This window comes from Streptomyces sp. ID05-26A, from assembly GCF_033794685.1.
Taxonomy (GTDB): domain Bacteria; phylum Actinomycetota; class Actinomycetes; order Mycobacteriales; family Pseudonocardiaceae; genus Lentzea.
Window position 1 is genome coordinate 635401 of record NZ_JARAYZ010000003.1, and the last position, 20279, is coordinate 655679.

The 20279-nt window shown below is 69.8% G+C and carries 17 protein-coding genes; 4 read left to right on the top strand and 13 right to left on the bottom strand.

What is annotated here, in order from left to right; translation table 11 throughout:
- Window positions 1-83 precede the first annotated feature (83 nt).
- Both PV646_RS30190 and PV646_RS30195 read right to left on the bottom strand, forming a co-directional pair.
- Window positions 84-2648, bottom strand: coding sequence for a glycoside hydrolase family 9 protein (locus PV646_RS30190; RefSeq protein WP_500345675.1), 2565 nt, complete (start codon window positions 2646-2648; stop codon window positions 84-86).
- Window positions 2649-2781: 133 nt separating this feature from the next.
- Complete coding sequence (locus tag PV646_RS30195; RefSeq protein ID WP_500345676.1) at window positions 2782-3381, bottom strand: TetR/AcrR family transcriptional regulator; 600 nt, start codon at window positions 3379-3381, stop codon at window positions 2782-2784.
- 86 nt (window positions 3382-3467) lie between these two features.
- Between PV646_RS30195 and PV646_RS30200 the strand changes: the two genes are divergently transcribed.
- Window positions 3468-4025 (top strand): NAD(P)H-dependent oxidoreductase, encoded by a 558-nt coding sequence (locus PV646_RS30200; RefSeq protein ID WP_500345677.1) that lies wholly within the window; start codon window positions 3468-3470, stop codon window positions 4023-4025.
- A 16-nt stretch (window positions 4026-4041) separates the two neighbouring features.
- On the opposite strand, the gene PV646_RS30205 is transcribed toward PV646_RS30200, so the two are convergent.
- The 8 genes from PV646_RS30205 to PV646_RS30240 all read right to left on the bottom strand — a co-directional run bounded on the left by PV646_RS30205 (window position 4042) and on the right by PV646_RS30240 (window position 14080).
- Window positions 4042-4353, bottom strand: a complete 312-nt coding sequence (locus PV646_RS30205; RefSeq protein ID WP_500345678.1) for a hypothetical protein — start codon at window positions 4351-4353, stop codon at window positions 4042-4044.
- 97 nt (window positions 4354-4450) lie between these two features.
- Window positions 4451-5473 carry a LacI family DNA-binding transcriptional regulator gene (locus PV646_RS30210; RefSeq protein WP_500345679.1) on the bottom strand — a complete coding sequence of 341 codons (1023 nt, stop codon included), beginning with the start codon at window positions 5471-5473 and terminating at the stop codon, window positions 4451-4453.
- A complete protein-coding gene (locus PV646_RS30215; RefSeq protein WP_500345680.1) occupies window positions 5470-6846 on the bottom strand; it encodes a GH1 family beta-glucosidase in 1377 nt (458 codons plus the stop codon). The genes PV646_RS30210 and PV646_RS30215 overlap by 4 nt, the downstream gene beginning before the upstream one ends.
- A 2-nt stretch (window positions 6847-6848) precedes the next feature.
- On the bottom strand, window positions 6849-7661 hold the full coding sequence (locus PV646_RS30220; RefSeq protein ID WP_500345681.1) for a carbohydrate ABC transporter permease: 813 nt from the start codon (window positions 7659-7661) through the stop codon (window positions 6849-6851).
- A complete protein-coding gene (locus PV646_RS30225; protein WP_500345682.1) occupies window positions 7661-8599 on the bottom strand; it encodes a carbohydrate ABC transporter permease in 939 nt (312 codons plus the stop codon). The genes PV646_RS30220 and PV646_RS30225 overlap by 1 nt, the downstream gene beginning before the upstream one ends.
- A gap of 20 nt (window positions 8600-8619) precedes the next feature.
- A complete protein-coding gene (locus tag PV646_RS30230) occupies window positions 8620-9900 on the bottom strand; it encodes an ABC transporter substrate-binding protein (RefSeq protein WP_500345683.1) in 1281 nt (426 codons plus the stop codon).
- A gap of 368 nt (window positions 9901-10268) precedes the next feature.
- Window positions 10269-11291: a LacI family DNA-binding transcriptional regulator gene (locus PV646_RS30235; RefSeq protein WP_500345684.1), complete on the bottom strand. Its 1023-nt coding sequence runs from the start codon at window positions 11289-11291 to the stop codon at window positions 10269-10271.
- Between the two features lie 137 nt (window positions 11292-11428).
- Window positions 11429-14080 carry a glycoside hydrolase family 9 protein gene (locus PV646_RS30240; protein ID WP_500345685.1) on the bottom strand — a complete coding sequence of 884 codons (2652 nt, stop codon included), beginning with the start codon at window positions 14078-14080 and terminating at the stop codon, window positions 11429-11431.
- Between the two features lie 192 nt (window positions 14081-14272).
- Between PV646_RS30240 and PV646_RS30245 the strand changes: the two genes are divergently transcribed.
- Complete coding sequence (locus tag PV646_RS30245) at window positions 14273-16324, top strand: cellulase family glycosylhydrolase (protein ID WP_500345686.1); 2052 nt, start codon at window positions 14273-14275, stop codon at window positions 16322-16324.
- Here PV646_RS30245 and PV646_RS30250 read toward each other — a convergent pair.
- Window positions 16308-17270 carry an alpha/beta hydrolase gene (locus PV646_RS30250; protein WP_500345687.1) on the bottom strand — a complete coding sequence of 321 codons (963 nt, stop codon included), beginning with the start codon at window positions 17268-17270 and terminating at the stop codon, window positions 16308-16310. The genes PV646_RS30245 and PV646_RS30250 overlap by 17 nt on opposite strands.
- Window positions 17271-17368: 98 nt before the next feature.
- Here PV646_RS30250 and PV646_RS30255 point away from each other — a divergent pair, with 98 nt between their 5' ends.
- Together PV646_RS30255 and PV646_RS30260 are read left to right on the top strand one after the other, a co-directional pair.
- Entirely contained in the window at window positions 17369-18355 is a 987-nt protein-coding gene (locus tag PV646_RS30255) for a helix-turn-helix domain-containing protein (RefSeq protein ID WP_500345688.1), read from the top strand.
- On the top strand, window positions 18352-19140 hold the full coding sequence (locus PV646_RS30260; RefSeq protein ID WP_500345689.1) for a GNAT family N-acetyltransferase: 789 nt from the start codon (window positions 18352-18354) through the stop codon (window positions 19138-19140). Before PV646_RS30255 ends, PV646_RS30260 begins: the two co-directional genes overlap by 4 nt.
- A 45-nt stretch (window positions 19141-19185) precedes the next feature.
- On the opposite strand, the gene PV646_RS30265 is transcribed toward PV646_RS30260, so the two are convergent.
- Entirely contained in the window at window positions 19186-19536 is a 351-nt protein-coding gene (locus tag PV646_RS30265) for a hypothetical protein (protein ID WP_500345690.1), read from the bottom strand.
- Between the two features lie 42 nt (window positions 19537-19578).
- A complete protein-coding gene (locus tag PV646_RS30270) occupies window positions 19579-20250 on the bottom strand; it encodes a TetR/AcrR family transcriptional regulator (RefSeq protein ID WP_500345691.1) in 672 nt (223 codons plus the stop codon).
- Window positions 20251-20279: the final 29 nt, after the last annotated feature.

The following is a 20279-nucleotide window of genomic DNA, read 5'->3' on the forward strand; positions in this document are numbered from 1 at the left end:
CCGGAGTGCCCGGCCACCCGGCTGGAACGCCGAGCGCCCGCCGCCACCGAAAGGTGACAGCGGGCGCTCGTCCCCAGCGCGGATCACACGGTCTTGCAGGTCCTCCCGTTCACCGCGAACACGGCGGGATCCGCCCCGGCCCCGGCGCCGTTGAACCCGATGTGGACCGACTTGCCCGGCTTGACCGAGCCGTTCCACGACATGCTGGCCGCCGTCACGTCACGCCCGGTCTGGCTCCACTGGGCCGACCACCCCGAGGTGACCCGCTGCGTGCCGGACAGGGCGAACCCGAGCGACCAGTCCGTCCACGCGGTCTTGCCGGTGTTGGTGATCTTCACCTGCGCGGTCAGGCCGTCGGGCCACCTGTTCGCGGTGAAGGAGACCTCGCAGTCCGCCTTCGGCGCGGTGGTGCCGGACTTCTCCGCCGCCCAGCCCGACACCCAGGCGAGCGCGGAGTTCCAGTTGATCGCCACCTCGTTCACCGAGTAGGCGCCGATGTCGTCCACCCAGCACTTCTGCTGCGGGCAGCCGGCGAGCAGGCGCTGGGCCACCGGGTCCTGCAGTGCGCTGTTCGGGCCGCCGGACAGCGAGCCGGGCGGTGCGATCGGCAACGTCGGGTCGTTCTGGCGCGCCCAGAAGCGGTGGTGCGCGTTGGTCATCGCCTGGTCGCCGTACCCCGCCACGTACGAGGTGCTCAGCGGGTTGCGGCCGAGGACGTAGTGCAGCGCCTCGAACACGCCCTCGCGGTACTTCGCGGTGCCGGTGAAGTCGTGGGCGAGGGCGAGCACCTGGGCGTTGTTCAGGACCGCGGAGTTCGAGCCCCACACGTACCCGGCGGTGCTGTTGTCGTACGGCGCCGCGTAGCCCATGTCCGCCATGGCGGACAGGTGCTGGTCCGCGACCGTGGCGAACGCGGTCTTGATCGCCGCGACGTCCGCCGCGGGCAGGCCGGTCGGAACGAGCGCGAGCGTGATGTCACCCAGCGGCGCGGTGCCGCCCCAGTGGAAGCCGCCTCGGTTGAGGCCGGCCGCCTTGTAGTGCGGGGAAGCGGTGACGTCGGTGCGGTAGGCGCTGTCACCGGTGGTCGCGTACAGCTCGGCGGCGGCCCAGTAGAACTCGTCGCTCACGGTGTCGTCGCTGTACGCGCCACCGCCGGTGCCGTCGTTCGGGTCGGCGAGCTTGGCCGGGTTCGCCTTGGCCGCCGTGTAGGCCTTGCGCGCTGCCGCGAGCAGGCGAGCGGAGTACTCCGCGTCGATGGTCTTCCAGAGACGTGAGCCCTGCGCGGCCACCGCGGCCAGGTTCAGCGTCGCGGCGGTGCTCGTCGCGGACAGCCTGCGAGGCTGGTCGTCCAGTTCGGGACGGGTGGGCAGCGCGGTCCAGTTCGCGTCGTGGATCTTGTGGTGCGCCATGCCGTCCGGCGCCTGCATCTTCAGCAGGAAGTCGGCCTCCCAGCGCGCCTCGTCCAGGAGGTCCGGCACACCGTTGGCCTTCTCCGGGATGTTCAGCGCGCCGTCGCGGTACGCGGACGCGTCACCGACGCGGGTCGCCCGTTCGTAGGCGTTGAGGAGCTGCCAGGTCGCGATACCGCCGTTGACCACGTACTTGCCGTGGTCGCCCGCGTCGTACCAGCCGCCGCGCACGTCGAGCGTGTAGCCGCAGGCCAGGTCCGCGCGGCACGGCACGTTGTTGTCACCCTGGTTGGGCGCCACGTTCACGTGAGCGGTGGGCCGTGCGTACTCGTCACCGACGTACTGCGCCTCGATCGGCGTTCCGCTGCGCTGGTGGTAGAAGAACGCGAGCGAGTCGTAGCGCAGCCGCTTGACCGGGTCCGCGGAGATGTCGAACGGGAAGCTGCTGTCCTCGCCGACCGACAGCGTGTAGCCGGTGCCGGCCGTGTCGAACGACGAGAAGTCGATCAGGTGCACCGGGTCGCCGGACGTCGCGTCCGCGCCCTTCGGCGTGCTCTGGCCGGTCGCCACCGCCGTGCCCGCGGAGTCGCGGAGCGTCCAGGTCTGCGGCGTCGTGGCCGTGGAGACGAGGGTCGCGCGCTTGGGCAGCCCCGGCACGTACGCCACCAGGTCGACCTGGACCTTCTTGGCGGGGTTGGGGTTCACGCCACCGGGCGGCTTCACGCCACCGATCACCGAGACGTTGTCGACGCAGATCGTGTTGTCCGCGGTCTGGCCGCCCAGCTGGAACGCGACCTGGCCGTTGCCGGCGTCGGGGAAGTCCAAAGTGGACGTGAAGGTGAACGAGAACCGTTGCTTGACGGGGGAGAGCGTGAACTGCTGGCTCGCGATCCCGCGGTACGGGCTGACGCTCTCGCCCGCGGCGGCCGTGACGGGCTGCGCCGTCGTGGCGTGCGCGTCGAACGAGAAGGTGTAGGACTGGCCGGTCTCGAACGGCACGCCGTTCTGGCCGATCAGGGCGTCCCAGGGGTTCGTCGTGCCACCGGTGACGGCGGCGCACAGTTCGCCGCCGGTGACCCGGTTGGTGACACCGGCGCTGCTCCACCAGGGATCGGGGGAACCGGTCTCGAACGTCCCGTTGAGCACGCGTTCGTAGTCCGCCGCGGCCGCGGGGGCGGCGAGCGGGAACGCGGCGAGCGCCACGAGCAGGGTCGCGGTGAGCAGGCGTCGGGATCTCATGGTCGTGAGGGTCTCCGTCCACGTCGACGATGTTCTGGGAGCGCTCCCAGGGCGACCGTAGGCGGAGTGCGCCGACGGCTACAACCCCTGTGCCGCCACAGGTCCCGTTCGACGGTCGAAATCGAATCGAACCTCAGGCCAGGAGACGGTCGACGAGGTCGTGCCAGCCCGCCTCGACCCGTGCGGGCGTCACGCCGCCGGTGCGGACGAGGTGGTCGACCAGCACGAGGTCCACCGACGCCAGCAGGGTGTGGGCGAGCAGTCCGGCGTCGGCGCCGGGCACGGCCTCGCGGACCAGGAGGGTCACGTGCCGGTGCCGCAGTTGCCGCGCGGGGATCAGGAACCGGCGGCCGGGCGACGGCTCGGCCGCCAGGTACAGGTCGAGGTTGGCGCGTTCGTGGCGCAGCACGGCGGGCCCGAACGCCCGCAGCCGCGTCGCCGCGTCGGCACCGGGACCGAGTGGGGGCGGGCCACTGAGGAACGCCTCCTGGAGTTGGATCTCCGAGCGGTCCAGCAGGGCCTGGAGCAGGCCGTTGCGATCGCCGAAACGCCGCGACACCGTGCCCTTGCCGACCCCGGCCGCGACGGCCACGTTCTCCATCGTGATCGCCGCCGCACCGCGTTCGGCCGCCAGCCGGGCCGCCGCTTCCAGCAGCAGGGCGCGGTTGCGCACCGCGTCCGCGCGCAGGCCCGTGTCCGGTCCGGCGAGGGGCAGGGGTGTGCTGTCGATCACCTAGACAGCCTAGCCGGAAGATAACCGGGCCGCGTCCCGTTTAAGGTGTGGTCGTTCCATCACCGTCTGCACCTGGGAGTCACCTCATGGCCGTCCGCATCCTCACGCTCGTCGGCAGCCTCCGGTCGGGTTCGCACAACCGCAGGCTCGCCGAGGCCGCGGTCCAGATCGCGCCGGAGAACGTCGAGATCAGCGTGTTCGAGGGCCTGGGCACCGTGCCGTTCTACAACGAGGACATCGACGCCGAGGGCACCGTGCCCGCCGAGGCCGTGAAGCTGCGGGAGGCCGCCGCGGAAGCCGACGCGCTGCTGCTGGTCTCGCCCGAGTACAACGGCACCATCCCCGCGGTGCTCAAGAACGCCATCGACTGGCTGTCGCGCCCCTACGGCGCGGGCGCCCTGTCCGGCATGCCGGTCGCCGTCGTCGGCACCGCGTTCGGCCAGTACGGGGGCGTGTGGGCGCAGGACGAGGCCCGCAAGGCCGTCAAGATCGCCGGTGGGGTGCCCGCCGAGGACCTGACGCTCTCGATCCCGGGCTCCGTGGTGCGCTTCGCCGAGCTCCACCCGGTCGACGACCCCGAGGTCACCGAGAAGCTCGCCGGTGTGCTCGAGGGCCTGGCCGCGCGCACGGCCGCCACCGTCTGACGGGGCAGGGCCGGCGTCAGCGCATCGTGACGGCGCGCCAGACCTTCGCGTTGTCGTCGGGACCGGTGCCGGGGCGGTTGTCCTGGTACCAGTCCATGATGCGGCGCCGGCCCGCGTCCGTGATGTGGTACCCGAGGTGGTCCCCGACGGGCGCCCAGATCAGCTCGGCCTCGAGGGCGCGCTTGATCGCGTCCTTGCGGCACATGCTCTGCAGCAACCACGGCCACACCATTCCCTGCGCGGTCATCCACAACACGCGCAGGACCGCCGTCTCCGGTAGTTCCTGATCGTCTTCCGGTGGTTCGTCGAAGAACCTGCCTGCCTGCATCCGTTACCCCCGCTCGTCCTGGTACGACGTAATACGGCCTGGTCCTGGCACTGGTTCAGGGATTCCGGCGAAAGCTTTCGGGATGAATGCAAACGGTTCAGGCGCTGGCCCGGCGCACGAGCGACGTGGGCAGCAGCATCGACTGGGGCAGCTTCTCCTCGCCGGCGAGCTCCGCGAGCAGGCGCCAGGTCATGGTCCGGCCGAACCCCTCGACGTCCTGCCGCACGGTCGTGAGCGGCGGTACGGCCGTCGACGCGAGCACGGAGTCGTCGAACCCGACGACCGCCACGTCGTCGGGAATCCGGTAGCCGCGCTCCTGGAGCACCCGCAACGCGCCCAGCGCCATGATGTCCGCGGCCACGAAGACCGCGTCGAGATCGGGCGCCCTGCGCAGCAGTTCCTCCATCGCGAGCGCGCCGCTCTCGGGCGAGAACTCGCTGCTGTGCGCCACCAGTTCCACGGGCATGCCGTGTTCGGCGAGTCCGCACCGCCAGCCGCTCAGGCGGTCCATGCCGACCGCCATGTCGTGCGGACCGGCGATGGTGGCGATCTTCTCGCGTCCCAAGGAGATCAGGAAGCGCACGGCCCCCAGCGCGCCGTTGAAGTTGTCCGCGTCGACGAACGGGACGGAGCCGCCCACGAGCGGACGGCCGCCCACCACCGTGGGCAGCCCCGTCTCGTGCAACGTCCTGGGCAACGGGTCCTCGCCGTGCAGGCTCACGACGAGCGCCCCGTCGACGTGCCCGCCGGTGAGGTACGCGATCTGGTCCTCACCGTCGAGCGGCTGGTTCATCATCAGCAGGAGCTGCACGTGCCGTCCCGCGAGTTCGGCGTGCACCCCGCGCAGCACGCCGGCGAAGAACGGGTCGGCGAGCACCCGGCTGCCCTGCTCGGAGATCACCAGGGCGATCGCGTTCGCCTTGCTGCCCGCCAGGGTGCGCGCGGCGTGGTTCGGGCTGTACCCGAGCAGCGCGATGGCGCGGTGCACCGCTTGGCGCGACCGCTCGCTCACGTACTTCTCGCCGTTGATCACCCTGGAGACCGTGGACTTCGACACCCCGGCCACGCGCGCGACCTCCTCGATGCGCGGGCCGGGGCGGCGACTCCTGCCTTCTGTCATGAGACGGCGACCAGCGCGTTGTCGCGGGCCACCCTGCTGTACCACCTCGCACTCATCTTGGGCGTGCGGATCTGGGTGTCGTAGTCGACGTGGACGATGCCGAACCGCTTCGCGTACCCCTCGGCCCACTCGAAGTTGTCCAGCAGCGACCAGCAGAAGTAGCCGCGCAGGTCGACCCCGGCCTCGATCGCCGCGTGGGCGGCACGCAGGTGGGAGGCGATGAAACCGGTGCGGTCCACGTCGTCGATGGCGCCGTTGCCGGAGAAGTCGTCGCGGAACGCGGCGCCGTTCTCCGTGATGTAGAGCGGGAGCTTCGGGTAGTCGTTGTGCACCCGCATCAGCACGGTGGTGAGCCCGTCCGGCCTGACCTCCCAGCCCATGTCCGTGGTGGGGGCGTCACGGGGCGGGAACGACGCGTGCTGCACGCCGACCCACGGCGACGGACCGGCTTCGCCGTTGGGAGTCGAGCTCACGTAGTGCTCGGTGTAGTAGTTGACGCCGAGCATGTCCAGCGGTGCCGAGATCACGCCGAGGTCGCCGTCGTGGACGTGGTCGCTGAACCCGAACGGTTCCAGGTCCTCGAGGATGTCGGCGGGGTACTCGCCGCGCAGCAACGGGTCCAGGAAGATCCGCTGCTGCAGGCCGTCGAGCCGGCGCGCGACGTCGAGGTCCGCCGGGTTGTCCGGGTCCACCGGGATGATCGGGTACATGTTGAGCGTGATGCCCACCTTGGCGTCCGGTTGGGCGGCGCGGATCGTGTCCGTCGCGAGCCCGTGCGCGAGCAGCAGGTGGTGCACCGCGGCGACAGCGGCCTTGGGTTCGGTGCGGCCGGGCGCGTGGATCCCGCCCGCGTACCCGAGGAACGCCGAGCACCACGGCTCGTTCATCGTCGTCCACGTGGCGACCCGGTCGCTGAGCGCCTCGACGGTCGACGCCGCGTAGTCGGCGAACCGGAACGCGGTGTCGCGGTTCGCCCAGCCGCCGGACTCCTCGAGCTTCTGCGGCAGGTCCCAGTGGTAGAGCGTCGGCCACGGCGCGATGTCGTGCGACAGCAACGAGTCGATGAGACGCTTGTAGAAGTCGAGCCCCGCCTGGTTGACCTTCCCGCCGTCCGGCCGCACGCGCGGCCAGGCGATCGAGAACCGGTAGGCCTTGAGTCCGAGGTCCGCCATCATGGCGACGTCCTGCTCGAACCGCCGGTAGTGGTCCGCGGCGGGTTCACCGCAGTCGCCGCCCACCACCTTCCCGGGCTGCCGGCAGAACTCGTCCCAGATGGAGTCGGTGCGGCCGTCGACGTCGGTCGCACCTTCCACCTGGAACGCCGCGGTCGCGGCCCCCCACAGAAAACCCTGTGGGAAAACAATGTTCTCCATTTTCACCCCTTGACGGCGCCCTGCATCACACCGGCGACGATCTGCCGCCCGAGCACGAGGAAAACGATGAGCACCGGAACCGTCGCGAGCGTGGTCCCGGCGAGTACGAGGGAGTAGTCGACGTAGTAACCGCTTTGCAGCTTCTCCAGTGCGACCTGCAACGTCGGGTTGTCCGCGTTCAGGACCACCAACGGCCACAGGAAGTCGTTCCAGGACTGCATGAACGTGAACACACCCAGCATGGCGGCGGCCGGCCGGGCGGCGGGGAGAGCGACGTGCCAGAACGCGCGCCACAGGCTGCAGCCGTCCATCCGCGCCGCCTCGACGAGTTCGTCGGGGATGGCGTCTAGGAGGTACTGCCGCATCCAGAACACGCCGAAGGCGGTGACGAGGTTCGGCACGATCACGGCTTCGAGCTCACCGGCCCAGCCGAACTCGGCCATCGCCATGTACAGCGGGATGATGCCGAGCTGGGTGGGCACCGCCAGCGTCGCCACCACGAACAGGAACAGCACACCCCGGCCGCGGAACTTCAGCTTGGCGAAGGCGAAACCGGCCAGTGTGGACAGCAGCACGACCGAGAACGTCACGGTGCCGGACACGAGGAAGCTGTTGCCCAGTGCCTTCCAGAACGGGACCGTGTCGAACACGCGTACGGCGTTGGTCCAGAAGTTGCCGCCGGGGATCAGCGTGAAGTCCCCGGTCAGCACCGAGTTGTCGCGGCTGGCCACGAGGAACGACCAGTAGAACGGGAAGGCGGAGCCGAGCACGAACGCGCCGAGGATCCCGTAGATCGCGAAGGACGGTCGTTTCATCATTTGACGGCCCTCCTGGTGAGCAAGAAGTTGAGGCCGGCGACGGCGATGATGATCATGAAAAGCACCCAGGCGATCGCGGAGGCGTACCCGAGGTCGGAGCCCTGGAACGCGGACTGGTAGAGGTAGAGCACGACGGTCTGGTACTGGTGCTCCGCGCCGCCGCCGCTGCCGCCCGAGGGCTCGAACAGCTTCGGCTCGGTGAAGATCTGCAGACCGCCGATGGTCGACGTGACGACGACGAAGATCAGCGTCGGCTTCAGCAACGGGAGCGTGATGCTGAAGAACCGCCGCAACGCGCTCGCGCCGTCCACCAGCGCGGCCTCGTAGACGTCCTTCGGGATCGCCTGCATCGCGGCGAGGATGATCAGCGCGTTGTAGCCCGTCCACCGCCAGTTGACCATCGACGCGATGGCGACGTGGCTGCCGAACGTGCTGGCCTGCCAGTCGATCGGGCTGATGCCGAGCAGTCCGAGAACGTCGTTCACGAGGCCGTACTGCGGGCCGAACAGGTTGCCGAAGATGATCGTCAACGCCACGAGGCTCGCCACGTAGGGGAGCAGCACGCCCATCCGCCACCCGGTGCGGGCCCGCAGGTTCGCGTTCAGCAGTGCCGCGATCACGATCGCGACGACGATCTGCGGGGCGCTCGACAGCAGGAAGATGCTGAAGGTGTTGAACAGCGCGTTCCAGAACTGGTCGTCCTGGAACAGCGTGCTGTAGTTCTCGAGCCCGATGAACGGCGTCTCGTCGGCGCCGATCTCCCAGTCGAACAGGGAGACGTAGGCCGTGTAGAGCAACGGGAACAGCCCGATGGCGATGAACAGCACGAAGAACGGTGCGACGAACAGGTACGGCGACACCTTGGCGTCCAGATTGGACATCCGGTACCGCCGCGGAGGCCGCGGGCGAGCCTCCTGCGCTCGCCCGCGGTCCACCTTGGAGAGAGTGGCGGTCACTACTTGGCCGCCTTCTGAGCGCCTTCGACGGCGGTCTTCCACGCCTCGTCAGCGGACTTGCCCTGTTCGACGGACAGCAGCGCCGGGCTGAAGACCGTCTCCTGGATCTGACCGTCGGCCGGACCCTTGTACTGCGCGGCCTTGATCTTCTTGGCCTGGGTGGCGAACAGCGCGCCGGCCTTGACGTCGCCGAAGTAGGCGTTGGTCTGCTCCAGCAGCTCCGGAGCGTCGAGCGCCTTCACCTGGCTCGGGAACGTGCCCTTGGCCTTGAACGCCTTGATCTGCTGCTCCGGCGCGGTCAGCCAGGCGGCGAGCTCGGCGGCCTTCTTGGCGTTCTTGCTCTGCTTCGGCACCGTCAGGTACGAGCCACCCCAGTTGCCGCCACCGTTCGGGAACGCGTCGGTGACCGCCCACTTGCCCTTGTTCTCGGGGCCGGCCTGCGACTCGACCACGCCGAGCATCCACGACGGGCAGGTCTTGGTGGCGAACTTGCCGAGCTTGAAGCCGGTGTTCCACTCGTTGCTGAACGCACCGAGCCGGGCCGACTGTCCCTTGCCGACAGCGGCGGTCACCGCGGTCCAGTTCTTCTTGATGTCGGCGTTGCTGTCCACGACCAGCTTGTCGGACTTGTCGTAGTAGCCCGTCTCGAGCTGGTTGTGCATGGCGTTGTAGACCTGGGCGGCGCTGTCGAACCAGCCGACGCCGGGAACCTTCGCGATGAACTGGTCACCGGCGGCGAAGTAGCTGTCCCACGTCGCGAAGAGCGCCTTCACGCCCTCCGGGTCCGACGGCAGACCGGCCTGCTGGAAGAGGTCCTTGCGGTAGCACATGGCGAGCGGACCGATGTCGGTCCCGTAGCCCATGAGCTTGCCGTCCTTGGTGGTGACCGCCTCGGTCTTCCACTTCAGCCAGCGGTCGTCCTCGACCTTCGGCCCGATCTCCTTGAGATCGTTGAACTGCCCGGACTTCGACATGAACTGGCTGAGGTAGCCCTCTTCGACGCCCTCGATGTCCGCGAGGCCGGAGCCCGCACCGAGCTTGGTGAACAGGTTCTGGTGGTGGGGCTGGCCCTGACCGGTCTTGCGCTGCGTGATCTTGACGTCCGAGTGAGCCGCCTCGTACTCCTTGAACAGCTCTTCGTAGCCGAACTCGTTGAACGTGGCGATGGTCAGCTCGGTCTTTCCGTCTGCGGTCTGACTGGCCCCGCCTGTCCCGCACGCTGTGGTGGCGGCGGCGGACACGGCGGCACAGATCAGCACGCTGATCCAACGGTGTCGCACGGGAGAACTCCTCTGGTCTCGGCGGCGGGTTCTGGGAGCGCTCCCAGACGGGGCAGAGTGTCGTCCCGGCTTCGAACGTGTGTCAAGACACACTTCGGCCCACACCAGGCGTTTTCGGGTCCGGGCGACGGGGTGACCTCGGGGTTCATGGCTCAGGTCACAGTTGGGAAACCTGGGAGCGTTCCCGGAAATGTGGCCGTTGGGTTAACACTGCGTGCCGCCTCCGGCACGCACCGCGTCACCCGGCAGGTCGCGCGGGGTGGGGGCTCACAGCCCGGAAAGGTTGTGACACCAATGGATCGGCTGCGCGGAACGGGTGAGCCGGCCTCCGGCGTTCGGTCTCGTGCCGGAGTCGCCGGGCTGTCGGGTCAGGCGCTCGCGCGGCGCACCAGTGAGGTCGGCAGCAGCAGTGACGGCGGCAGGCCGTCGTCGCCCGCGAGCTCGCCCAGCAGCCGCCACGTCATCGTGCGGCCGAGCTGCTCGACGTCCTGCCGGACGGTGGTGAGCGGGGGAGTCGCGGTCGAGGCGAGCAGCGAGTCGTCGAACCCGACCACCGCCACGTCCTCGGGGATGCGCCTGCCGCGGGCGTGCAGCACCTGCAGCACACCCAGGGCGATGATGTCGGCGGCGACGAAGACGGCGTCGATGCCGGGGTCCCGGTCGAGCAGTTCGGTCATGGCCTGGGCGCCGCTCTCCGGGGTGAAGTCGGCCTCCGCGACCAGGTGCGCGGGCAGTCCCGCCTCGCCCAGGCCACGACGCCAGCCGCTGAGCCGGTCGAGGCCCGCCGCCATGTCGCGCGGGCCCGCCACCGTCGCGATCCGGGTGCGTCCGAGCGAGACCAGGTGCCGGACGGCGTCGAGGCCGCCGGTGAAGTTGTCCGAGTCCACGAACGGGACGGAGCCCGCGGCGAGCGGCCGGCCACCCACGACGACCGGAAGGCCCATCTCCTGGAGCCGGTGCGGCAGCGGGTCGTCGCCGTGCAGGCTCACGAGGAGCGCGCCGTCGACGTGGCCGCCCGCGAGGTAGGCGAGGAGGTCGTCGTGGTCCTCCGGGCGGCTCATCATGAGCAGCAGCTGGATGCGGCGGCCGGTCAGTTCGGCGTGCACGCCGCGCAGGACCCCGGCGAAGAACGGGTCGCCGAGGACCCGGCTGCCGTGTTCGGACACGATCAGCGCGAGGGCGTTCGCCTTGCTGCCCGCGAGCGAGCGGGCCGCCTGGTTCGGGCTGTACTTCAGGTGGGTGATCGCGGTGTGCACGGCGTCGCGGGCCTTGGCGCTCACGTACTGCTCGCCGTTGATCACTCTGGAGACCGTCGACTTGGAGACGCCGGCGACGCGCGCGACCTCTTCGATCCGCGGTCCGGGCCGTCGTGTCCGGTCGATCTCCGTCATGAAGCACATCGTAGGAGTCCGCGGGCCTCATTTCGAATGTGACGAAACGCCCGCGTGTCCACTTCGTGAGAGCGCGACCTCGGATGGGAACGGGGCGGGACGCCTGTGCCGCGCAGAACGTCCCGCCCCGAGGCTCGTCAGGGCTCGATGCCCCACGCGAGGGAACCGCCGGTGTGGGCGGTCACCCGGTCGAAGTCGGTGAGGGAGTTGCTGATCCGGTAGCTGTGGTCGTCGGCCTGGTTGAAAGAGGACCAATCGGACTTCGCCACGCGAACCTGGATCTCACCCGTGCTCGCTCCCGTGGCGAGGCTGCCGGAGGCGAACGAGACCTCGACGTACGCGTCGGCTCCTGTTCGCGCCGATGCCAGCTTGACCACCCGCACCTGGACTCCCGCGCACCCGATCTGCGCCCAGTCGCACCACACCTGGTACGTCGCCGACGGTGCGTCGCCGGTGAACCAGTACCTGATCGTGGTGGTGGCGAGGCTGACCGGCGTCGTGCCGCGGTTCGTCAGCTGGAGCGTGGCGCCGATCTGGTTCGACGTGGCCGCGCCGGATCCCCTGTGCTGCACCGCGAGAGTGCTCGCGACGCCGGGCAGCGTGCGCGTGGTGACCGGGGAACTGGCGGCTGACACGTTGCCCGCCGCGTCTCTCGCACGGACCGAGAACGAGTACGGCGTGTCCGGCGCGAGGCCGGTGACCAGCAGGCTGGTCGTGCCGGACGAGCCCGTGACGGTAGTCCCGTTCAGCACGTCGTACCCGGCGACCCCGACGTTGTCGGTCGAGGCCGTCCAGTTCAGCGTCACGCTGGTCGTACCGGGAGCGGCGGTCAGTCCACTCGGGACCGACGGGGGAACGCTGTCGGAGACACCGCCGCCGGGTTCGTTGCCCCACACCGTCCTGCCGTCCTGGCGCAGCACGATCCGGTCGGTCTGCGCGACGGTGTTGCCGCTGCCGAGCCCGGTGTGCGACCAGTCGTTGGCCGGGTCCCACGTGCCGGCGCTGGTGATCCGGAACTGGACCTCCTTGCGGTACGCGGACTGCCCGGCCGGAGCGACGCCGGGGCACGGGATCTCCACGTAGTACACCGCGCCGCTGTGCAGCGTCGGCGCACTCGGTGTGCCGCACTGGTTGTAGTTCGTGGTGACGGTGATCTGGTTCGGTGTGGTGGCGCCGTCGAGCGTGAAGTAGTAGCGCAGCGTGCCGTTGAACGTGCGCGCCGGCCACGCGCTCTTGTTGAGCACGAACGCCTTGATCTCGGTGAACTGGGCCGCGCTCTGGTTCACCGAGGCCTGGACGGTCAGCTCGGGGCCGTCCGGCGTCTCGGCCACCGGGAACGAGGCGAGCGGGGTGCCGCCGTACTCGCCGTACAGGCGGGCGAGCGCGCCGGTGAAGCCCGCGTTGTAGTCGAGCGCGACCTCGTTCATCACGTAGTCACTGCGGCTGTCGGTGTAGGCGTCGTTGTTGGTGCTGGGGCCGCCGACCAACGCGCCGTACAGCACGTGCCGGCTGGTGACGGGCTCCTGGATGCTGTCGGCCCACGACCCGTGCGCGCCGCGGTGGTGCGGGTTGCGCGGCGGGTTGGTGCCGAAGCCGACGACGTAACTCGCGTTGCGGGGGTTGTCGCCGAGCGCGTAGTTGATCTGCCGCACGCCGAAGTCGTGGTAGGTCCTGGCGCGCGCACTGTCGCGAGTGGACAGCCAGTCCGAGTAGGTCAGGGCGGCGAACGCCGTGTTGGCGGCGTAGCGCAGCGAACCCCAGCTGTCGAGCACGGCCTGGCCGCCGGGGGAGTAGCGGATCCGGTTGCCGTTGTACCCGGTCGTCCAGAAGTCCAGCCAGCGGTTGGCGTCGGTGATGTAGGCCTGTTCGCCGGTGAGCTTGGCCATCAGGACGTAGGCGCCGTAGGACTTGTCGTCCCACGCGATGGTCCACTTGTAGGAGCGTTCGGAGCTCTGCGGTTCGGTGCCGAGCTTCTGGTACTCGGTCTTGGCCTTCGTCAGGTAGCTCGCTTCACCGGTGGCGCGGTGCAGCCAGATCGCACCCCAGACGAGCTCGTCCTGATAGCCGCTCCAGGAGTTGTAGAAGCTCGCGGCGTCGGTGATGCACGAGCTGTACTTGCCTCGGTAGGTGTCCGCGAACGAGTAGAGCTGCTTGGCGTGCGTCAGCAAGGTGGCCGCATAGGTCGGGTCGGTGTCCTTGAAGACCATCGAGGCCGACGCCATCGCGGCCGCGTACTCGCCCGCGAGGTCGGACCCCGGGCAGGAACTGTCCACTTTGTACGACGGCCGCGCCATCGGCATGACCTCGGCCGAGCCCCACCAGGCGTGGTCGGGGTTGCCCGCGCCGATCTGCCCGTAGACGACGTTCGGCGACGGATGTGCCTTGATGATCCAGTCGGTGCCGTGCCGCAGGTTCGCCAGCAGGTGCGGGAACTGGCCGGAACTCGTGTAGGCGGCCCGGTTCTCGACGGCGCCCCAGGCGAGCATCGAGACGCTGAACGCGAAGGGCAGCCCGAACTTCACGTGGTCACCGGCGTCGTAGAAGCCACCGGACAGGTCGAGTCCCACGTCGGAGCCGTCGCGCAACGCCGAGTCCGCCCGCCAGCTCACGCGGTTGTTCGCGGGCAGGGCGCCCGACCGCTGGGCGTCGTAGAACCAGACCGACTTCTGCAGCGCCTCCCCGTAGTTGAACGCCGGTGCGGCAGCCGAGGGTGACGCCACCGGACCGGCCACCACCGCGAGTGCCGCGACGAGGCCGGCTGCCGCGGCTCTGAACAGGCGACTGTGCACGTCAGCCTCCGATGACAGGGGACGAGACGGACCTGGGAGCGCTCCCAGGTCCGGGACTGTAACGGTCACGAAAGCGGTGCGACAGAGGCGTTTCCGCGTTCGACGTCGATTCGACGGCTCTCCTGTCCGCGTTCCACCCGAATGAGTACGGTGCGATCTTCTGGGAACGCTCCCAGATTCGGGAGGTGTGTCATGACCGGAAGGCGCGGCTTCGCGCTCACGGCGGCTTTCGTCTCGGTGGCCGCGAGCATCGGCCTGGCGGTAGTGGCCCCGGCCGCGGCGGCACCGGGGTGCAAGGTCGACTACACGGTGCCCAGCCAGTGGCAGGGCGGGTTCACCGCGAACGTGGCGGTGACCAACGTCGGTGACCGCGTCAACGGCTGGCGGCTGACCTGGACCTGGCCCTCGGGTCAGCAGGTGACCCAGGCCTGGAACGCCACGGTCACGTCGTCCGGCGCCCAGGCCACGGCCGCGGACGTGGGCTACAACGCGGTGATCGAACCGAACGGCAAGGTCTCGTTCGGTTTCAACGGCAGCTGGTCCGGCGCGAACACCGCGCCCACGTCGTTCGCTCTCAACGGCGTCACCTGCACTGGAAGCCCCGGCACACCGACGACGACCACCACAACCACCACCACGACCACGGGAAATCCTGTGCCGGGCGACGCCATGGCGCAGGTGGCCGCGATGCAGCCGGGGTGGAACCTCGGCAACACGCTGGACGCGACCGGCAGCGACGAGACGTCCTGGGGCAACCCGCGCGTCACGGAAGCCTTGCTGGACAACGTGAAGGCGCAGGGCTTCAAGAGCATCCGCATCCCCGTCACGTGGGGCCAGCACCAGGCGTCGGACCACACGATCGAGGCGGCCTACCTCAACCGCGTCAAGGAGGTCGTCGGCTGGGCGCTGGCGGACGGCTTCCAGGTGATGATCAACATTCACCACGACTCGTGGCAGTGGATCTCGGCCATGCCGTCGAACCGCACCGGCGTGCTCACCCGGTACAACGCGATCTGGACCCAGCTGGCGACCGCCTTCAAGGACTCGCCCGGCAAGCTCGTCTTCGAGAGCGTGAACGAACCGCAGTTCACCGGTAGTTCGGGCGACGCCCAGAGCGCCGAGTTGTTGCACGAGCTGAACGCGTCCTTCCGCACCATCGTGCGGAGTTCGGGTGGCAACAACGCGAGCCGCCTCCTCGTGCTGCCCACCCTGCACACGTCGTCCGACCAGGCCCGCCTCGACGAGCTGGCCACGTCGATGCGCGGGTTCAACGACCCGAACCTGATCGCGACCGTGCACTACTACGGCTACTGGCCGTTCAGCGTGAACGTCGCCGGCGGCACCCGGTACGACGCGACCGCGCAGAAGGACCTGACCGACTCGTTCGACCGCGTGTACAACACCTTCGTCTCCCGCGGTGTCCCGGTGATCCTCGGCGAGTACGGACTGCTCGGGTTCGACCGGCACACCGGCACGATCGAGCAGGGCGAGAAGCTGAAGTTCTTCGAGCACCTCGGCTACTACGCGCGCACCAAGAAGATCACGACGATGCTCTGGGACAACGGCCAGCACCTCGGCCGCACGTCGTTCCAGTGGAGCGACCCGGAGCTGATCGCGCAGATCAAGTCGAGCTGGGCGACCCGGTCCGGCACGGCGTCCACCGACCAGGTGTTCAGCGCCCGGTCCAGCGCCGTCACCGCCAAGACGATCACGTTGAACACCAACGGAACCACGTTCAACGGCCTGCGTCAGGGCAGCACGGAACTGGTGCGGGGCACCGACTACACGGTCTCGGGCGACCAGCTCACGCTGACGTCGGCGGCGATGACGAGGCTGAGCGGTTCACGCGCCTACGGCACGAACGCCGTGCTCACCGCCCACTTCTCGGCCGGGGTGCCGTGGCGGATCAACCTGATCACCCACGACACACCGGTGCTGTCCGCCGCGACCGGCACGACGGCCGCGTTCTCGATCCCGACCACCTTCCGCGGTGACCTGCTCGCCACGATGGAGGCCAAGTACGCCGACGGGTCGAACGCCGGACCGCACAACTGGACGTCCTACAAGGAGTTCGACAAGGCGTTCGCGCCGAACTACACCACCGGCGCGACGACGCTGACCCCGGAGTTCTTCGCCGAGGTCAACGACAACGCGCGGGTGACGCTGACGTTCCACTACTGGAGCGGCGCCACCGTCACCTACTACGTCACGAAGTCGGGCAGTTCGGTCACGGGGACTCTGTGACCTTCAGGCCGCGGCGCAGCGCCTCCACCTCGTCCGCGAACATCCGGCGGGAGATCTCGGCGCTCTCGATGAGCGACGAGCCGTGGAACGTGCCGGGGTAGAGGCGCAGCTCGGTCGGCACACCCGCGTGCGCGAGGCGGCGCGCGTACTCGACGCCCTCGTCGCGCAGCGGGTCGTACTGGCAGGTGGTGACGAACGTGGGCGGCAGGCCGGTGAGGTCGGTCGCCCTGGCGGGGGCGGCGTACGGCGAGACGTCGTCGCCGCCCGGTTCGGTACCGAGGTAGGCGGTCCAGCTGTAGATCGCGTTGGGACGGTTCCACAGCGGGGTGTCGACGTAGTCCCGCATCGAGTCGGTGTCGAGCCGGTCGTCCAGCTCGGGGATGCCGAGCAGCTGGAACGCCAGCTCGGGGCCACCGCGGTCGCGCGCCAGCAGCACCGTTCCGGCGGTGAGCCCGCCACCCGCGCTCTCGCCGCCGACGCCGAGCCGCGCGGGGTCGATGCCCAGCTCGACGGCCTTGGCCGCGGTCCAGGTCAGGGCCGCGTAGCAGTCCTCGACCGGCGCCGGGAACGGGTGCTCGGGCGCGAGCCGGTAGTCCACCGACACGATGACGACGTCCAGCTGGTCGACGATCTTCAGCACGTGCGCCTCGAACATCTCGACGCTGCCGATGATGAACCCGCCGCCGTGGATGTACACCAGACCGGGCGAGGGGTTCTCCCGTCCCGCGCGGCTGTAGACCCGCACCCGCACGTCCGGAGCGCCGGACGGCCCCGGCACCGTCTCGTCACGGATGTCGATCGGGTTCGCCGGCTCGTACGCCGGCATGAGGCCCGCCAGCTCCGACTGCTGGCCTCGGGCGCCTTGGAGTGCCTCGTAGTCGGTCATGGTCAGCTGCGGCAGCATGTCGAGCCAGGGCAGCAGTTCCGGGTCGATGTCGTAGCTCATGGGATCAATCCTCGGCTCGGAGCGGCGGTGCGGGCAGCCGACACGTGGCGGGCGATTCGGCCACCCGGCCAGCCACCTGTCGGGGATATGGTGACGGGATGAAGGGCCTGCTGCTGAGGTTGTCCGGGCTGGACGCCGACGCCGAGAGCGCGGTGAGGGTGATCGGGTTCTTCGATCGCCTGATCACCGAGCGCGCGGGCCTGGACGCGTTGGTGCGCAGCACGTCCGAACTCGCCGGGTGCCCAGTTGGCCTGCACGCGCCGGGCCAGGGCCTCTCGCTGCGGGCCGAGGCCGGAGGCGCGGTCACGGCGGCTCCGGTGCCCGCGAAGGCCTCGGTGCGCGCACTCGAAGCCGGTGTGCAGGTCTGGGTCGCCCGGCCGGGCACACCGGCGCCGCTCGACGACATGCTGCTGGAACGGTTCGCGATCGCCGCCGCCGTGCTGCTCGAGCACTCCAGCGTGCCGCTGCCGGAGCTGGGTGATCCCGCGCTGGTCGAGCTGGTGCTGTCGGACAGTGTTGGCACGGCGGAACGTTCGCGCGCCCTGCACCTGCTGGGCATCGGTGCCACCTCCCCGTTGCGAGTGCTGGCGGCGACCGGCGAGGTGCCCGGCCGTTCGGCGCTGATCGGTGACGTGCGGGCGGTCTTGAGCGTGGAGGTCCCGCAGACCGACGGGCGGTTCGGCGTCGGTCCGCTGCTGCCCGCGATCGACGCGGCGAAGTCCTGGCACGCCGCGCGCACGGCGTTGAAGTACACATCGGACGGTGAACCGGTGGTGTGGTGGGAGAAGCTCGGCGGCCTCGCGTTGCTCGCCGAGCAACTCGACCCGGCGGACATCGCGGCGCTGCCGGACGTGCGGGCCCTCGACGTGCTGGCCGCCGAACCCGGGATGATCACGATGCTCGACGCGCTGTGCACGACGGGGTCGGTCCGCAAGGCGGCCGCGGTGCTGCACCGCCACCACAGCACGATGACCGCCCGGCTGGCCCGGGCGGAGACGGCGCTCGGGTTCGAGCTGGACTCGGCCTCCGGGCGGTTCCGGCTGCACCTCGCGTTGATGATGAGGCGGCTAACCTCAGGCGCATGATCGACTTGACGGAAGAGTCCGTGGAGCAGCTGGTCGTCGGCTGGCGTGCGATGGTGCTGGACCGGAACCCGGACGCCGACGTGCGCGACCTCCCCGGCATCGCGGTGCGGTGGGCGGACTGCCGCTTCCCGTTCTGGAACTGCGTCACGCTCACCGAACCCGGCATCGGCGCCGACCTGCTCGCCCAGCGCTTCGCCGAGGCCGCGGACGTCCTGCGCGCCAAGGAGAACTTCGGCTTCCTGTGGGTGTTCGAGGACCTGGCGAAGGGCGCCGACCTCGACGCGCTGGCGGCGCGTGCCGGGTTCGAGTTCGCCTTCCCCGGCACCGGGATGGCGGGCGACCTGCTGCCGATCCCCGCGCCGTCCCACGCCGAGCTGACGTTCGAGCGCGTGACCACCGACGAGCAGTTGCTGGCGTACGCGGACATCAACTCCCGCGCCTACGGGTTCGACCTGGAAGCTGGACGGGACGGCATCGCGGGCTCGGCGTTGTGGAAGAGCGGGGTGCACGCCTACCTGGGCCTGCGCGACGGTGTGCCGGTGACCTGTGCGGGGGCGGTCGAGATGGCCGGGCGGTTGTTCGTGGTGCTGGTCGCGACCGAGCCCGGGCACGAGCGTCGTGGGTATGGCGAGGCGGTGACGCGCAAGGCGTTGCACGAGGCGTGGCGGACCACCGGGATCACCCGCGCCACGCTGCACGCCACGGCGGCCGGAGCGCCGGTCTACCCGCGGATCGGGTTCGAGCCGGCCGCGCCGATGCGGTTCTACGCGCTCAAGAGCTCGTAGCGAACGTCCGGACCCCGTCCTGGCGCCTGGGCGGGGTCCGGCGACTCATCCGTTTCGCCGGACCGCGGGATGGATCTTCAGGTGCAGCTTTCGCTGCTCGTCCCGGTGCTCGTCGAGGCGTTCCGGCTCGACCATCAGCACTTCGCCGATCCGCGTGTCCGGCCAGCCCTTGGACCGCGCCGCGTCGATGAACGACGCCTCCGACTGCGCTGCCGCGATCCGCGCGTTGAAGATCGCGTGAAGCCAGATCTCCATCACCTCGTCCGGCGGCACCGCCCCCCGTTGCGCGGCGAGGTTCAGCCCGACCAGCTGGTTCGGCTCGAGCAGCACCGCGCCCTCGTCGCCGAACTCGTCCAAGAACCATGCGTCGACCCGTGCGCTTCGGTCAGCCCCCATGGCTCTCATGGTGGCGCACCTGACGACCGGTGCGCCACCGCACTAGGCCGACACGGGCGCTGCCCACAGACCGACGAGCGCGTCCACCAGGCCCGTCGCGGCGTCCGGCCAGCTCGCGCGCGGGGTCGGGGTGCCGTCGGCGAGAGCGCGCTCACGTTCGGCGATCATGTGCACGAGCAGCTGGCGGGCCATGTCGTGACGTTCGGCCCGCACGTCGGCGGGCAGGTCGGCGAGGCAGGCGTTCAGGCCCGCCAGGATGCGCATCTGCGACGGTGACGAGCGCGTCTCCTCGACGAGGATCGGCCGCAGCGTCGGGTCGGTCATCACCTGGGCGCCGAACCGCGCGAACCAGGTGGGGCTGCCGACCGCGTCCAGGTGCTCGGTGGCCGGGCGGACCAGGCAGTCGAGCCAGTCGCGCAGGCCGGGGGAGGGGCCGAGGCCCGCGACCATGCGCTGCCGGATCTCCTCGACGTGCGCCAGGTGCCTGCGCGCGATCGCCCGCACGAGGTCGGCCTTGGTGCCGAAGTGGTAGCCGACCGCGGTGTTGTTGCCCTGCCCGGCCGCCTCGCTGACCTGGCGGTTCGACACCGCCACCACCCCGTGCTCGGCGAAGAGCCGCTCGGCCGCCGTGAGGATCAGCTCGCGGGTGGCGTGCGCTCGCTCCGCCCTGGACCGGCAGTCCACCTTGTTCATCGTCACTCCCGCTTCGGACATCTGGGACATCCTTGCACCGCCCGATCTTA

Bases quoted from the DNA above. Each gene is read 5' to 3' on its own strand.
- PV646_RS30190 (WP_500345675.1), bottom strand. From the start codon at position 2,648: ATGAGATCCCGACGCCTGCTCACCGCGACCCTGCTCGTGGCGCTCGCC.
- PV646_RS30200 (WP_500345677.1), top strand. From the start codon at position 3,468: ATGGCCGTCCGCATCCTCACGCTCGTCGGCAGCCTCCGGTCGGGTTCG.
- PV646_RS30205 (WP_500345678.1), bottom strand. From the start codon at position 4,353: ATGCAGGCAGGCAGGTTCTTCGACGAACCACCGGAAGACGATCAGGAA.
- PV646_RS30210 (WP_500345679.1), bottom strand. From the start codon at position 5,473: ATGACAGAAGGCAGGAGTCGCCGCCCCGGCCCGCGCATCGAGGAGGTC.
- PV646_RS30215 (WP_500345680.1), bottom strand. From the start codon at position 6,846: ATGGAGAACATTGTTTTCCCACAGGGTTTTCTGTGGGGGGCCGCGACC.
- PV646_RS30220 (WP_500345681.1), bottom strand. From the start codon at position 7,661: ATGAAACGACCGTCCTTCGCGATCTACGGGATCCTCGGCGCGTTCGTG.
- PV646_RS30235 (WP_500345684.1), bottom strand. From the start codon at position 11,291: ATGACGGAGATCGACCGGACACGACGGCCCGGACCGCGGATCGAAGAG.
- PV646_RS30245 (WP_500345686.1), top strand. From the start codon at position 14,273: ATGACCGGAAGGCGCGGCTTCGCGCTCACGGCGGCTTTCGTCTCGGTG.
- PV646_RS30250 (WP_500345687.1), bottom strand. From the start codon at position 17,270: ATGAGCTACGACATCGACCCGGAACTGCTGCCCTGGCTCGACATGCTG.
- PV646_RS30255 (WP_500345688.1), top strand. From the start codon at position 17,369: ATGAAGGGCCTGCTGCTGAGGTTGTCCGGGCTGGACGCCGACGCCGAG.
- PV646_RS30260 (WP_500345689.1), top strand. From the start codon at position 18,352: ATGATCGACTTGACGGAAGAGTCCGTGGAGCAGCTGGTCGTCGGCTGG.
- PV646_RS30265 (WP_500345690.1), bottom strand. From the start codon at position 19,536: ATGGGGGCTGACCGAAGCGCACGGGTCGACGCATGGTTCTTGGACGAG.
- PV646_RS30270 (WP_500345691.1), bottom strand. From the start codon at position 20,250: ATGTCCGAAGCGGGAGTGACGATGAACAAGGTGGACTGCCGGTCCAGG.